Source organism: Aneurinibacillus sp. UBA3580, assembly GCF_002375825.1.
GTDB lineage: Bacteria > Bacillota > Bacilli > Aneurinibacillales > Aneurinibacillaceae > Aneurinibacillus > Aneurinibacillus danicus.
Genome location: NZ_DFMZ01000085.1, coordinates 19,111 through 33,859 on the forward strand (window position 1 = coordinate 19,111; position 14,749 = coordinate 33,859).

General features: G+C 47.0%; 13 protein-coding genes. 4 read left to right on the forward strand and 9 right to left on the reverse strand.

Annotation, left to right across the window (positions count from 1 at the left end; genetic code table 11):
• Positions 1-179: 179 nt before the first annotated feature.
• On the reverse strand, positions 180-827 hold the full coding sequence (locus B2899_RS12670; protein WP_146810168.1) for a nitroreductase family protein: 648 nt from the start codon (positions 825-827) through the stop codon (positions 180-182).
• A gap of 465 nt (positions 828-1,292) precedes the next feature.
• Here B2899_RS12670 and B2899_RS12675 point away from each other — a divergent pair, with 465 nt between their 5' ends.
• Together B2899_RS12675 and B2899_RS12680 are read left to right on the forward strand one after the other, a co-directional pair.
• Entirely contained in the window at positions 1,293-2,039 is a 747-nt protein-coding gene (locus B2899_RS12675) for a DsbA family protein (RefSeq protein WP_286886271.1), read from the forward strand.
• Positions 2,036-2,482 (forward strand): disulfide oxidoreductase, encoded by a 447-nt coding sequence (locus B2899_RS12680; protein ID WP_371863555.1) that lies wholly within the window; start codon positions 2,036-2,038, stop codon positions 2,480-2,482. The genes B2899_RS12675 and B2899_RS12680 overlap by 4 nt, the downstream gene beginning before the upstream one ends.
• A gap of 253 nt (positions 2,483-2,735) precedes the next feature.
• On the opposite strand, the gene B2899_RS12685 is transcribed toward B2899_RS12680, so the two are convergent.
• Entirely contained in the window at positions 2,736-3,977 is a 1,242-nt protein-coding gene (locus B2899_RS12685; RefSeq protein ID WP_286886273.1) for an esterase/lipase family protein, read from the reverse strand.
• 633 nt (positions 3,978-4,610) lie between these two features.
• A complete protein-coding gene (locus B2899_RS12690; protein ID WP_286886287.1) occupies positions 4,611-5,096 on the reverse strand; it encodes a superoxide dismutase family protein in 486 nt (161 codons plus the stop codon).
• A 321-nt stretch (positions 5,097-5,417) separates the two neighbouring features.
• Between B2899_RS12690 and B2899_RS12695 the strand changes: the two genes are divergently transcribed.
• Both B2899_RS12695 and B2899_RS12700 read left to right on the forward strand, forming a co-directional pair.
• On the forward strand, positions 5,418-6,230 hold the full coding sequence (locus tag B2899_RS12695) for a creatininase family protein (RefSeq protein ID WP_286886275.1): 813 nt from the start codon (positions 5,418-5,420) through the stop codon (positions 6,228-6,230).
• Positions 6,231-6,355: 125 nt separating this feature from the next.
• Entirely contained in the window at positions 6,356-7,255 is a 900-nt protein-coding gene (locus B2899_RS12700) for a DUF4349 domain-containing protein (protein WP_286886277.1), read from the forward strand.
• Positions 7,256-7,367: 112 nt separating this feature from the next.
• Here B2899_RS12700 and B2899_RS12705 read toward each other — a convergent pair whose 3' ends face one another.
• The 6 genes from B2899_RS12705 to B2899_RS12730 form a co-directional block, all read right to left on the reverse strand.
• Positions 7,368-8,201, reverse strand: a complete 834-nt coding sequence (locus B2899_RS12705) for a protein-glutamine gamma-glutamyltransferase (RefSeq protein ID WP_286886279.1) — start codon at positions 8,199-8,201, stop codon at positions 7,368-7,370.
• A 285-nt stretch (positions 8,202-8,486) separates the two neighbouring features.
• Positions 8,487-8,765, reverse strand: a complete 279-nt coding sequence (locus B2899_RS12710; protein WP_146810161.1) for a YkvA family protein — start codon at positions 8,763-8,765, stop codon at positions 8,487-8,489.
• Positions 8,766-9,024: 259 nt separating this feature from the next.
• Positions 9,025-10,041, reverse strand: coding sequence for an agmatinase family protein (locus tag B2899_RS12715; protein WP_146810160.1), 1,017 nt, complete (start codon positions 10,039-10,041; stop codon positions 9,025-9,027).
• A complete protein-coding gene (gene hutI, locus B2899_RS12720; protein WP_286886280.1) occupies positions 10,011-11,315 on the reverse strand; it encodes an imidazolonepropionase in 1,305 nt (434 codons plus the stop codon). The genes B2899_RS12715 and hutI overlap by 31 nt, the downstream gene beginning before the upstream one ends.
• Positions 11,316-11,325: 10 nt before the next feature.
• Positions 11,326-12,987 (reverse strand): urocanate hydratase, encoded by a 1,662-nt coding sequence (gene hutU, locus B2899_RS12725; protein ID WP_414631777.1) that lies wholly within the window; start codon positions 12,985-12,987, stop codon positions 11,326-11,328.
• Positions 12,988-13,154: 167 nt separating this feature from the next.
• The gene (locus tag B2899_RS12730) at positions 13,155-14,645 is read right to left on the reverse strand and encodes a helix-turn-helix domain-containing protein (RefSeq protein ID WP_286886284.1); all 1,491 of its coding nucleotides are present in this window, start codon (positions 14,643-14,645) and stop codon (positions 13,155-13,157) included.
• Positions 14,646-14,749 lie beyond the last annotated feature (104 nt).

Sequence of the window (14,749 nt, forward strand, 5' to 3'; positions counted from 1 at the left end):
AACTCTTGGGTCGCTCTCACCTTTCCGATGCGCGGGAAGACGTATAATCGTGCAATCGAAATTCTCGCCGGGATATTCCTATCGAAGAAGCCTTGCGCCGGGTGTAAAACTTACAAATGCTTTTCTTACTAACCCTGAAAACCCCTCACAGCTCGGCGTGAGGGGTTTTGCATACAGGTTCAGGAAGAAAAGGTTCCGTAATGAACAAACTCTCCGACCGGCTTTCTATATCCACGGGGTCTGGGATTGTTCGTTTTCTCTTTTCCAATGGTAATCATCATCACAGGAATAAATCGTTCCGGGATTTGCAGCAACTCCCTTACTCCCTGCGGGTCAAACCCGATCATCGGGCATGTGTCCCAGCCTCTGTCTTTTGCAATGAGCATAAACTGCATCGCAGACAGCGCAGCGTTACGGATCGCCTCTTCTTTTTGGAATTCTCTATCCTCGTATGAAGCGTAAATCGATGCAATGATTTGTTTGTATTGCTGTTCATCCATCATGCCAAGCTGTAGCATACCTTCATAGATTCGCTCGGCGTCCGTATAGGCTTGCGTATCTCCTAAGACAATAATCGCGGCCGAGGCCGTTCCTACTTTATGCTGGCGATACGCCACTTCCTTCACTTTCAGCTTCAATTCTTCGTCGTCGACTACGACATAATGGGTATGCTGCAGGTTGAAAGCAGAAGGAGCGAACTTCACCAGATTAAACATCTCTTTTAACTCTTCTCTCGAAATTTTTACGGTTTCATCAAAATTGTTTGCCGACCTTCTCGCTTTGACTACTTCTTCCACCGTATTTCTTCCAATGGTCTGTTGTTCCATTTTCTTCTCCTCCGTTTCTACTTTTTTCTGTGAAAATCATGAAGGAAGAGGGAGGAAAAAAGATCTAAGGAAGAAAAAGGCCTTCGCCTTTTTCTACATGAAAATCCTCTCCTCATTCTTTCCTCTCTTTTCCTTCATACCGCAAAAGTCAGCCGTCCTTCCCATCATTTTCATGTCAGGGTTGTGGCTGAAATACCATGGTCATTTGCTAGCAGCCTTAAGAGTTATTCCGCGAAGTCGATTTTTTAATTGAAAAACGTAACTTTATTACTTTTAATTAGATAATAAAAAAATGATAGGATTTTGTCAAGAAAATCTATCCAATTTTTCAAAATGAATTTAAGAACCAGCAATGAAAACTTATCCACTATAAAAATGTACAATTCCTTCGTTGCTTTTTTTACAATAGACACAGAAGATTATAGTTGAAGAGTAAAGCCATAACATCAAAGCCGGGAGGAAATCATGGGAAAAACGAACGCGGGAAAAAAAGCAAAAAAACAGCAGAAAAAAATGGAGATGGAAAAGACGAAAAAGACGCGGCGGTTGATGGGATGGACGCTGGCCCTTGTGCTGATCGCCTGCGCAGCCCTTATTGCTTTTGGCGTCGCTTCCGGACCGCAAACAGAAAAAACAGTGGAGGCAAAAGAATTTCAGTACGGAAAACAACCGGCCCTCGGATCGGAGAGCGCACCTGTAAAGATTGTCGAATTCGCCGACTTCAAGTGTCCGGCATGCAAACATTTCGACCAAACCATCCTGCCACAGCTAAAGAAAGATTTCATAGACAAAGGAGAAGTTCAACTGTATTTCATTAACTACCCTATTATTAGTCCTGAAGCAGATTCAAAAACCGCCGCAATGGTTGGTGAAGCGATTTATCGTCAAAACCCGGAGGAATTCTGGAAGTTTTACGAAGCGGTATATGCGAGACAGGGAGATGAACGCACCAACTGGGCTACGCCCGATTTTCTCGTACAAATCGCCAGAGAGGCCAATCTTACGTTGGATTATACTAAGTTAAAAAAGGATATCGAAAACAATACGTTTGCTCAGGAGGTCCAGGCGGATGAGGCGATCGTCAAAAAATTGGGCGTAGACGGTACCCCTGCAATCTATATCAACGGAAAAGCGATATCAGCTGAGGATACATTTGATTACAGAGCACTGAAAGAGATAATCCTAAAGGCCAAAGGTGAGACCGGGAAATGATGCGCGATAGAGCCAGCCTTTTCTTTCACACGTACAGCCTTTATCTGGCATGGGTTGTCTCGCTCGTCGCGCTCTGTGGAAGCCTGTATTTCAGCGAAATTATGCGGTTCGAGCCCTGCAAGCTGTGCTGGTTTCAGCGCATCTGCATGTATCCGCTCGTCATTTTGCTGGGAATGGCCGCTTACAAGGACGATCATGCAATCATTCCGTACGCCAGGACGTTAAGTATCATTGGAATGGGCATTTCCCTGTTTCATTATTTGGAGCAGAAAGTGCCGGGCATGCAGAACGTGCTTCCCTGTACGACAGGCGTTCCATGCAGCGGCCAGTACATTAACTATCTGGGGTTCATCACCATCCCGTTCCTGGCACTGATCGCTTTTTCTCTCATTACCATACTGCTGACGGTTGGAAAGAAACGCAAAGAAGAAACTGATAGGTGAAAATAAAAAGAAATGGAAAAGAGGATAGGGCGAGCATACTACTGCATCCTTATCCTCTTATTTGTTAAGAGATCGTCACGCCCAAAGAATACGTTCAAACTCCCATCCCGCACGTACCGCGGCATTCATACCCGGGGCATCTCCGCCGCTTGTCAACACTGCGATTTTTCGCATGGTGCTTCCCCTCTCTATTCACTGTATCATCTATCCACTTGACCGGCTTTATATGCTTATGGATGCAGAGAAAGCACAATCATACGGGTTCATTGACAAGGTTACTATAACTCAATGAAAATCCGTCCAACACCCATTGATGCGCATCCGGATGATAAAGCAGTTCCAAATGATTAAGAGGCAGAACATCTTTTCGTTTGACTTGATTGGGGGAAGGAGCGATTCCATCGGTAAAAAGGACACTATCTACAAATACAAGCCCGTCGCTTTCCGCATCTTGCTCCCCACGTATGCCATTAAAATAAGGTTGATTACCCGCCAGTATATGGACTTCGATCTGGCTATCAATCGGTGAAGACAGTAGCTTCTCCATCAGATGATCTCCTTCCCGAATCGCAGCATCGATGCCCCTGGAATGAAGAAAAATATTTTGTCCGCCATAGTATAAGGTTTTGGATTGCATCTGAACGGGGTATTTATCGTCCCAGCGATACAGGAGCTGACAGGAACCCGGAAACGCACCACCATCACGATAAATACTTCGCTTCGTCGTATCTATATAACGTCCATAATACAGGATGGAATCACAAGCAATCGGCGCACTGATCCCCATCTGGATGACAGACCAATTAGGGAAGATATGGCGAAAGGGAAAATCTAATCCCCGGTTCGGTGTTCCCAACATCATATACCGTTCCACTTCCCCTTGATATTGTGCATCCCATGGACTGCAGAGCCCTGCCAAATAGATCCATGCGGGCACTCCTCCTTTACTGTGGGCAATCAAATCGATTTTATCTGTCTGCACCACTTCCTTGATTCGTCGAATAATGTTCGATAATTGAATTGCTTGCTGCCAGTTATCGCCATGGGAATGGGCAAAGCTAACCGCAAATACATCTCTTCCTGATGATAATAATGAATAGAGAAGCCCTTTTTCCTGATGCAAAGATTCACACCAGGACAGGTTTGCATGATGTGCGGCACCATGGACAAGCAAAACCGGATTTTGATGTAATTTCTTTGATGCAGGCAAGTAATGAAGAAGTACATCATAGGAAGCCGGTTGCGAGGATCCAAAATACCGAACGATCTCCTCATCCTTACACTCAATTTCCAGAATAAATTTCTCTTGTGTTAACCGGTCCTGATGCCCTCTAATTCGTTCTGTCCATCCCCAGTATTTACTGTCATGGTATCTTTCCATCACCTGATAAGGAAGGTTCGTTTGGGTTGACGCCATTAAAGAAGGGAGTAGTATAGGTTCATTTTCGGTCATATCAGGAGTAAGGATATCAGACTCAAGCTGTTCAAATTCCATGTCCTTTTGTTCCTCCTGTCCTACGGGCAGCCATTTTTTTATTCTTTCTTTTATCTTTTGCCAAAAGGACACTCATTCCACCCCATTGTTTGGAGTTGAAAATACTACTCTGAGGAGTGTCTGCATATCAAGTAGTATTAACAGACTCCATGAATTTTTAGACTGCTTTCAAGTAAAAAATGGTAAACTTATATTTTCATGATATCAAATTCCAATCTCAATAGAGTTACAAAAAGAAAAAAGCTATAAATAGAACAGGCTGCAGAGCAACCCACAGCCTGTTTGCCATTCTTTACACGATGCTACGCTTTTTATGTATGTCAATTGTTTTTTATATTCTTAATTTGAAGGAGTAAAAAGGGGCTAGCCCTGAAAGGTCATGTTTCATATCAAATTCCCAGGCCTGCAAAAAATGTTCGATTGAAGTAAACATAATTTTCTGCCTCCTTCGTAAACCTTTGTTTTTTCGTTTAATCTAAGCTGAATTCATTTCTATTTTAGCAAACGTATGTTCTGTATGTAAATTGATTTTTCGTTCTCTACGCCTGATAATCTCAATTTTGTTTACAAAAGAACGAGTGGTATATATGAGACAGGCAAGCATCGTCACACCGGAATGCCTGCCTGCTGATATTAGTATCCTTGCTTAATCACACCGCATGCAAGGCGTCTGCCTGCATCTCCGGCCGGCTGCGAACGGTAATCGTCCGGGTTCTCGTGAATGATGACGGATTTGCCAATCACCTGGGAAACCGTGAATTTATCCGTGAAAAATCCCATCACGGCTCTTCCGCCGTTGGAGAATAGCACTGGAAAATCCCCCGCATGGTTACCGTGCGGCTGCTTGGCCGGGTTCCAGTGTTCGCCAGCGGCCATAAACGGTTCGGCAGGATCGCCTACCTTGCAGTCTCCAAACTCATGAAGATGAAAGCCGAATGGACCGATGGGCGCCTTGTTCCCTTTCGCCGGCTGATACGGGGGAAGTCCTTCCACATAGACGGACACCCATGTGCCTCCCTGGACCGGGCTAAACTGCACCGTTCCCTTAATGCCGGGAGCCAGCGGTCCCCCGCGAATTCTTGCTGTCGCCACTGTTGGAACCGGCGTTGCGGCCGGCATCTGCCTGTAGGAAGGATAGACCTGCCCTCCCCATGTTCCGTAATACATCTCTTTTCCCTCCTTTCGCTTACCTTATATATCCTATGTATCCGTCTATATTGTCGCGCCGACATCTGGGCATAAGAAAAACTCACGGGCGTTGCGGTCGTCCTTTGGCTAATTTGATGTTTATGTACGGCAACTTTATCGTCCTTCCCCTGATAGAAATCAATTTACATAGTGGCTCTATCCTGGATTCATTAGAAAAAATGATATAGTATTGTTAAATAATTTGGTAAATTGAGTAGAGGATTTATTTTTCCATAAGCGAGGGTGAAAGATATGTATATAGCCAAGATGTCCTGGGAAGAGATTGAACGTATTCAATTCGATAAAAGTGTGCTGTTTCTTCCGATTGCTCCGATAGAAGAGCACGGTCCTCATTTGCCCGCAGGAGTGGATTGTATAATAGCCGAGGAAGCCTGCAGACGCTCTTCTATGAAACTGCAGAAAACCTCTTCCCTAAAGCCATACATATTTCCTCTTATTCCATTAGGTGTTGCCGTTGAATCCGCTGACTTCCCCGGAACCATTTCGTTACCTGAAACGTTGTTTGCCGCACTGATTCATCAAACGTTGCTCAATGTCACACGATGGGGATTTACGAAATGTGTAATTGTATCTCCACACGCATCTCCGGCTCATCTTGCTTGTATTCATGCGGGTATACAGCTCGCCCAAAAAGAATGCGCCATACAAATCGTTGAGCCGCTGGTACAGTGGGTGTTCGGATTCTCTATCTCAAACACAAGCAAAAGGAAAGAAGCACCTTCTTCTATTCCGGACATTCATGCCGGGGAATATGAAACTTCCATGATGCTGCATTTGCACCCTGAGTTGGTGAAAAGCGAAAAGCTGCCTTATCTTCCGGAAAGGGCAATCGAAAATATGCGGGAGCCCGGTACATGGAAAGAGAAAGGGGCCATTGAAGGCTATTTGGGAACGCCTTCTAAAGCCAGCGAAGAAAAAGGAAAACAATACATACAGTCTCTGGAGAAGTGGGCCGATGCTGCTCTAGCTTTAGAAAAGCATACGAACAATGAACTTCCGCCATTTATTAGCGCAAAGGTAGCCGCTATATTGGAAAGGATGTAGCCGTTTTTCGTCTTCGTTACGGTTTCTTTTTGAATAGCCCGCGTGATTAACATTTATTGTAAAGTTATAGATAAAAAAGAGTCGTCCCAGCAATAAAAAGTCACAAACCAAAAGGGGGGAAAGAAATGAAACAAAGAAAAAAGACAACCTGGCCAGGAATAGGATTAGTTCTTATTCTTTTTCTTGCGGCATGCGGGGCACAAAATGCAAAGATGGAAAGCGCCGTATCAGACGCGAATCCGATTAGGCAGGCAGATAACGCGCAGAGCGCTTCCTCGAATGAAGCAAAGCCTTTACCCTCATCCGAAAAGACAAAAGCTGTCTCTGCCACCATGATGGTGTATAACGCCGAACTGTCTTTAAACGTAAAGGACTTTGCCACAGCACAAAAAGGGCTTACTGCCTTAGTAGAAAAAATGGATGGGTATATCGTAGAAGCACAGTCATACACTCTGGGAGAGGGCAGCAGCCTTCTGCGCGGTGATTTTCGCGCCCGTATCCCTTCCGCCCATTTCAATACCTTCTTAGAACAGGCAGAAAAACTGGGGGTTAACGTAACAAACCGTACGATACAGGGCCGGGATGTGACAGAAGAATATGTAGATTTGGAAGCAAGGCTGGCTTCTAAACAAGTAATGGAGAACCAATTACTTGGTTTTATGAAGAAAGCGCAAAAAACGGAAGATCTCCTGCAAATTGCCCGAGATTTAAACAATGTACAAACGGAAATCGAGCAACTCAAAGGAAAGATAAAGTATTTGAAAAACCAGAGCGACTTTGCGACCGTTACCATTCATATGGAAGAGAGCAAAGCTGTTCTTCCTTCCCTCTCCGACAATCCGGTGAGCACATGGGACAAAACAAAGCAGCAGTTCATGATGAGTATTAAGTTTGTGCTGGAAGGCGCTGCTACGCTCTTCGTCTTTATCGTCGGCACCTCTCCTCTTCTGCTGGTGATAGGCGCCATAGTAGCAGGGATTATTTATTTTAAAAGACGGAAAAAGAAGAACACTGAATCTTTGTAGAATTAGAACAAGCAACCGGTCTATTCTGTATTGGTTGCTTGTTTTTATTGTATTTCAAACCACAAATCTTTGTGTTCTACTTGCCTCGCTTAAGATAGATGGACGCTCCATCCTATGCTTTAATATACGTTGCAGAACCAATCCGGGCAATAATGAACCGATTCCCGGATGCCCTGTGATTTCTGATTGACACTGCCCCTTCTTGATCATCGTATTGAGCCAGATACGCAAAGTCGGGACGAGCCGCTCCTTCCTGAAGATACGCCGATACCGTTGCTCCGGGTTTACGCTTCTTGTTCAATGCAGCAATAATCTGTTCTCCTGTTTTGATGCCGATTCCGTGTGCAAAGTATCGGTTGTCTTCCAGCAATACGACGTTTTCTCCCTGCCATTCAGGCGTTTCGGGATTGTGATCGGGGTTTTTGAAATATAAGACATCTCCTGGAAGATATTCTTCTGTTTTATACCACTTTAATCCCAAATCCTCATCATACACGCCGTCATAAAGAAGAATGGAAGAAAACAACCGATTGAACTTCTGCCTGCCAATGGAGTCGATGATGGCTTTATAATAGACAATCACGATCGCGGTTGCGCACTCAAAACCGTAGCTTCTTCCGTTTTTAAAAATATCCTCCATCGCCTCGGCCGGCTCGGCGTTTTCCCTCAGACGAAACCCTCCTTTCTCTGTAAGTATCCAGTAGCGCGGATTGCATCTGGATTCTTCAAATGTGGCAAAGTCTGCCCCGCTTTCATTCAATTTTTTGGCGGCCTCCACAATATGACTGCGCAGTTTCATTTCAAACCGTACTACGGATAAAGACGGATACCGATATGGAATCGGACTTGCCGCCATATGCTCGAGAATACTCCGCTTAAGCCCGCTAAATGATGCTTCCAGTTCAACCATGCTGCTATCAAGCAGCGCATCTGCAATTTGAATCACAATTCGCTCTCCTTTTTTTCTATTTGACCCAGACACATCCTTTTCCGTTACAAACAATGTATTCATAACCGGATATAGGTGCGACTTCTTTCATTCTCAGTTAAAAAATGCGCATCAAAAAAGCCGCCGAAACCTTCTCGACAGCTTCAGAACGTATTTTATTTCTGCTTATGAATGGAAGAAGTTTTCCGGTCCGTTTTCCGGTCGTTTGGCAGGAATCAAAGCTTCCCATTCACAACGGATCTAAACCCACCATCCTCTCGGACAGCGGGCTTTATGCATGTACTACTCCAAAACGCCGTATTTATCTTTGAGGTGCTGCGGCGACATCTTCACAATCTGCTGTAAAACCAATGTTAAGATTGTAAGGTCATCTAAAATACCAAAGAAGGATAAGAAATCGGGAATCACATCAAAAGGAAAAACAATGTAGCCGACAAGCAGCAGGCAGGATAACAGTTTCCTGCGGGTTGAGACTTCTCTTGATCTGAAAAACGCAAAGAGGAAAGGCAAAAAGCGCTTGATATTAAAGATAAAACGAATTCTTCTTAAGAACTTCCTCACAAAAATCCCTCCTGAAAATAAAAATGACCTTTACCCACACAGGTAAAGGTCATGCGCATATATCAGCCTTTACCCGCAGGCAAAGGTCTCGCTAACAACGCCACGTTGCCAACAAAGCCGGGGACACTCATCCCGGAATGACGACTTTGCTGTACTAGCTACTCCCCTTTGAGAGATATCGTTGATTAGTATAATCATAAATGATTTGTCCCCTTTTCGTCAAGCAGCCAAGCCTGAAAAGCGCTTCGTCTATTAAGATTCACCGCGAAGTAAAAGTATTCTTTCGCTGTTTAAAGCCCGTTAAGAACGAGAGCATCGTGTGTACTGCGGTTTTGACGGTTGCTTCCCCTCTGTCTTTATACGGATCTAAGCAAACGATGTCCATAGCCTTGACTTTCGGATGCGCTCCCGCCGCATATACAGCATCGAACAGCTCATCGCTTCGCATGCCCCCCGGTGTGGAAGCGGGAACCCCGGGGCCGTAGCTGATATCGAGCACATCCATATCCACCGTTAAATAGATGGTGTCAACCTTGGTACTCAGTTGTTCCAAAGCTTCCCGTACCGTCGCTTCCACCCCTCTTTTGCGCGCCTGCTTTAAGGTAGTATAATTCAACTTTACCTTATCGGCGTATGCCTTCAGCGAACGAGCGTTAAAAAATCCGTGCGGCCCAATATTATGGACATCTTCCCCTCTAATCACACCGCTTTCAATCAGGTTGCGGATCGGCGTTCCGTTGCTTGGCCCGTTATCCGCCAAATCCCGCAAATCAAAATGGGTATCCAACTGCAGGATGCCGATCCGCTCATCACGGTGTACATCCTTCCAGCCTTTTACCAGCATGGCAGTAATCGAATGATCACCTCCCATCACGATAGGCAGCACCTGTGGATGATGGGTCTGCATGCTGGCCATTGCCTGCCGGATATGGGAATGGCAGGCTTCAATATCCGTTACATGCTGACGCACATCCCCAAGATCGACCACACGCAATTCAGACAGATCTTCATCATAATCCAGATTATACGTCGTAAAATATTTCCACGTCCGCCGCAGAGCATCCGGATTCTCGCTGGCCGCGGAAGCGGAGATGGAGGAACGGGACAGGGGCACTCCGAGAATCACCGCATCATAATGATCCCAGTCCGTCTCTCCCGCCTCATCCGGACGAAGGGTCTCGATCCATTCATGGACCTTTGGCTCTTCGCTCCCTGTGCTCCGGTCCCAGGAAAATGCCGGCGGTTTTAGCTGAGGATACGGGTAGCCGTGCTGCAAACCAATCTCCCTCCATCGACGACGACTACGCCGTCTTTAATCACCGTGTGTGCATGATTTACACCGTAGCGGTATTGAAGCTGCATATAATTCGGCACATCAAAAATAACGATATCGGCCTTTTTCCCTTTTTCCAGGCTGCCAATTTCTTTGCCGCGTTTGATTGCATGCGCCGCGTTAATGGTGGCCGCCGTCAGCACTTCCGCCGGCGTCATGCCCATTTTCAGACAGCCAAGATTCATAATAAGCGGCATAGAAACAGTCGGTGACGAGCCTGGGTTGCAGTCCGTAGATAGTGCCACGGGAACGCCCGCATCAATCATCTTGCGGCCGTTTGCGAATTCCGCCATCAGGAAGAAGGCTGTACCCGGAAGAAGAACCGCAATCACACCCGCTTCTGCCATCATTTCAATCCCTTTATCCGAAGCCCGCAGCAGATGATCAGCCGACACAGCTCCGATGGCGGCTGCCAATTCCGCTCCTTCATACGGTTCAATTTCATCCGCATGGATTTTGGGCAACAGGCCGTGCTTCAGTCCGGCTTCTAAGATTCGCTTGGCCTGTTCCGGCGTAAACACGCCCCGTTCGCAGAATACATCGTTAAATTCAGCCAGGTTCCGGCGGGCGACTTCTGGAATCATCTCCTGAATGATCATACCGACAAAGGCATCCGGATTGCTCTTATATTCGGAAGGCACGGCATGCGCTCCCATGAACGTTCGGACAATATCGACTGGATGCTGTTCATGCAGCTGTCCCGCAACTTCGAGCTGCTTGATTTCGTTCTCAATCGTAAGGCCGTATCCGCTTTTCGCTTCTGCTGTCGTGACGCCGTGAAGCAGGAATTGGTCGAGGCGCTTCCGACTTTCCTCGAAGAGAGCTTCGTGACTCGCCTCCCTTGTTGCAGACGTGGTGGCGTGAATGCCTCCGCCGCTGTTCATAATCTCCATATAGGTCGCACCCTGCAGGCGCATGTTGAATTCATTTTCACGGCTGCCCGCATACACCAGGTGTGTATGCGGGTCGACAAGCCCCGGTGTAACCAGTTTGCCTGCCGCGTCAATAATTTCCGCATCCGCAAGCCGTTCCTTATACCTTTCGGCGGCCTCTTCATCTTTTCCCACGTATTGGATGAGACCGTCTTCAAGCCAAACGCTGCCATTTTCAATAATGTGCAGTTGATTCATCTTTTCCCCGGTAAGAGGGGCGTTCGAGCTGCCGGCAAGCGTTACCAACTGACTGGCATTCCGAATAAATGTCGGTTTCTTGCTCATAATCAGCCTCCTACTTCAGCATCGGTATGTGGATGCCTTTTTCTTTTGCCGTCCGAATTGCAAGGTCATAGCCGGCATCCGCGTGGCGGACAACCCCCATGCCCGGATCCGTAGTAAGCACGCGCTCAAGTCGTTTTTCCGCTTCTTTTGTTCCGTCTGCCACGATGACCATTCCTGCGTGCAGGGAATAGCCCATACCAACTCCGCCGCCATGGTGAACGGACACCCAGCTTGCTCCGCCTATGCTGTTAATAAGCGCATTGAGAATCGGCCAGTCGGATACCGCGTCGCTCCCGTCTCTCATCGCTTCCGTTTCCCGGTTTGGCGAAGCGACCGAACCGGAGTCGAGATGATCACGCCCGATGACAATCGGTGCTTTCAGCTCACCACGTGCCACCATATCGTTGATAATCCTGCCAAACTTCGCACGTTCCCCATACCCCAGCCAGCAAATACGCGCCGGAAGTCCCTGAAATTGAATGCGTTCCTGCGCCATTTTAATCCAGTTGCAGAGGTGTGTATTGTAGTTGAACTCGCGTAAAATCACTTCGTCTGTTTTATAGATATCCTCCGGATCGCCCGAGAGCGCTACCCAGCGGAACGGTCCTTTTCCTTCACAGAACTGCGGACGAATGTACGCTGGTACAAAACCCGGGAAATCGAAGGCGTTCTCTACTCCCTCGTCTTTCGCGACCTGGCGAATGTTATTGCCATAGTCAAACGTAACGGCACCCTGCTCCTGCATCTTCAGCATGGCGCGTACATGTTCGGCGATGCTTTCTTTGGATTGCGCTTCGTACATTTTCGGATTCTCGTTTCGAAGTGCCGCCGCTTCTTCCAGACCCATGCCCGTTGGAATGTAGCCGTTAAGCGGGTCATGCGCAGACGTCTGGTCCGTTAATATATCCGGAATAAACCCTCTCGCAAGCATTCGTTTTAGCACATCGGACGCATGGCCTAAAAGTCCGATCGAGATGCCTTTCTTCTCCCGCTTCGCTTCAAGTGCCATCGCAATGGCTTCATCCAGGTTGTCTGTCATTACATCCAAATATCTCGTATTAATTCGGCGCTGAATGCGCGTCGGATCCACTTCGATATTAATGCTAACGCCGCCATTTAAGGAAACGGCAAGCGGCTGCGCGCCTCCCATGCCGCCAAGGCCCGCCGTTACGGTGATGGTGCCGGCCAATGTACCGTTGAAATGCTGGCGTGCACATTCGGCAAACGTCTCGTACGTTCCCTGAACAATGCCCTGACTGCCGATATAAATCCAGCTGCCCGCCGTCATCTGCCCGTACATCATTAACCCCTTCTTATCAAGCTCATGGAAATGAGCCCAATTCGCCCAGGCAGGTACCAGGTTAGAATTGGCGATCAATACGCGCGGCGCGTCCGTATGGGATTTAAATACGGCGACCGGCTTTCCGGATTGAATGAGCAGCGTTTCATCATTCTCCAAGCCCTTCAGCGTTTCCACGATGGCGTCGAAACACTCCCAGTTCCGGGCGGCTTTTCCGATACCTCCGTATACCACCAGGTTCTGCGGATGTTCCGCCACGTCCTCATGCAGGTTATTCAACAGCATCCTCAGCGCCGCTTCCTGAATCCATCCCTTTGTATGAAGTGTCGAACCTGTATAATGCTCAATCTTTCTTTCTGTTTGATTGTTCATCATCTTTTCACCCGCTCGCTTTTAACGTTTACTTTCATCTACTTAAAGTGTAGAGAAGCGCAGACGGTAAAAATAGAGGCGAACTTTTCGAGTTTTTTCAATTATTTTCGAAAAAAGAAAGCGCTTTATCAGCGCTTTATGTCCAAAACTGTTATTATTTTAGATTTCTACATTTTTTTACGATTTCTAAACATGCGGGGGGTAAGTCCCGTTTTTTCTTTGAAAATCTTGCTGAAATAGTTGGCGTTGATAAATCCCGCTCTTTCAGCAACCTCCTGAACCGACAGCTTCGTATCCAGCAACAGCCGCTGCGCCTCTTTGATCCGGATGGTCGTTACAAGCTGACGAAAAGAATGCCCTTGCCTTTTCATGAAAAGCGAGCTGAAATACGCCGGACTCCGGGCGACATAGTCGGCGACATCTTCAAGACGAAGATTCGGATTTGTGTAATTTTCTTCTATGTAGCGAAGCGCTTGTTCGATGATATCGATTCGCGCATCTTCCCGGTATTCCTTTGCCATGTCCAGCATTTCGTATAAAAACAGCAGAAACTCCTGTACGATCCGATACAAAATCGGATTATATAGAATTGTTTCAAATACCCGGTGATAGCGCTCTTCAAGTCTGCCCTGATCCAAACAATATGATTTCATAAAGCGGCGAACCTGGGCAAGAATGCTCGTCAAACGCGTCCGCAGCAGCCCCGGTTCGGGGTATGGCTCTTCTTTATTCAGAAACTCTTTATACATCCATAGCTTAAGCCGCTCCCTATCCCCATCGCCCAGCATGCCAATCCATTCCCTTTGTTCCGCAGGCGTCAAGAACGGGTCGATAATCTGCCAGTCCACTTTATCCTCAATGATAGAAACCTGCCGGTATCCTTTAAAAAAACGAATCTCAAGCGCTTGTCTGGCATACTGGTACTTCTGCTGAAGCGCAAGAGACTTGTCTTTCGTATCATACAAGACAAGGGAGAGAGGCTCCGCAAATTTCTCTTCCCATTCCTGAAGAAGCCGATTGCCTATTTTTTTCATCGTGAAAAGCGAGTGCCGCGGCTCACGGGTAAAAATAGAGACAATCATGTCGCTTAGCGGCAGCAAAACCGGCGCATGGTGAAACGGATAGTCCTGTAAAAAGCTAAGCAGCCTGGGTTGCTGCTCCGTCTTCTCAAGCTGCAGCAGAAGCAGCCAGCAATCATCGGCTGCCTGCTTCTGGGGAAGAAACAGGGAATGGTAGGAAAGAGCAGGCGGGATCGCTCCCTCTTCAATCTCTGTATCCTGTTGGGCGCTGGAAGCAGCCTTGCAGCATCGTGCCAATACACGTCGGATACTGTCCGGTGAATGAGGCTTAATCCACAAGTCGTGAGCGTGAAGCTCAATCCCCTGCATCGCTCTCTCAAATGTGGCTTCTGCCGTCATGACAATGATGGTTTGTTTATATTGTTTGATTCGCTCCTTGAAGCTGTCCCACACTTCCCTCGGAATCATGTCGAGCTCAATGCAAATGACATCCGGCATCTCTGACTCTATGATCTGAAATACTTCAGGAATGGTGCCGGCCATCACTACACGATCAAACGGAATGGCGTATGAATTCACGAGCCAGCCAATCCCGGTCCGTTCATTATGGTCCCTGTCGGCAATCAATAACTTTACCATGTCCCTATTCCTCCACTGAAAAGTTGAACATTGTCCGGACGTTTTATACATTATTATACAATAAACCCGCCGGACTACCCGTAAATGAGAAAAACTCGCGGGCG